General features: G+C 44.0%; 1 protein-coding gene. It reads left to right on the top strand.

Features of this window, described 5'->3' with window-relative positions; genetic code table 11:
• Positions 1-158 precede the first annotated feature (158 nt).
• A partial coding sequence (locus DVK07_RS21745; RefSeq protein WP_158603231.1) for a glycosyltransferase occupies positions 159-450 on the top strand: 292 nt, incomplete at its 3' end.

Genomic DNA, 450 nt, shown 5'->3' with positions numbered 1-450 from the left:
CTGTTTGTCACGCTGATTCGCGTAAAGGGGGAGGCTCAAGTACCCTTATTAAGAGTCATCAATATCACCTTGGTAATTAGCTTTGCTCGTACAAGATGCCTATCAAAAATCGGTAGTTGTAAGAATGAGCTTGACCAATTTCCCATATGCACATTTGTATGGTGTCTAGTCTTTATCCTCCAGAAACTATTGGAGAGGCAGAAAAATATGTGCGGAACCTTTCAGAACGATTGGTAAGAGACGGCCATGAGGTTGATGTTGTGACAACGGGGTGTTACAATGGAGTCGGGGAAGGTACTACAGAGGTAAGAGGCGTTGAGATCCAGCGAATCTCACCACTTGGTTTCTATACTCCTTATGAGCATCATGAAGCCCCGAGTTGGCATAAGCCACTCCAACATATCTTAGAACGCTGGAAACCAGATGTATATGCCGAATTCAGTTCTATCA

The sequence above is a fragment of the Halorubrum sp. Atlit-26R genome, from assembly GCF_003666015.1.
Classification (GTDB): Archaea; Halobacteriota; Halobacteria; order Halobacteriales; family Haloferacaceae; genus Halorubrum.
Note: the sequence above shows the minus strand (reverse complement) of the source record. Positions and strands in the feature narration are given on the sequence as shown.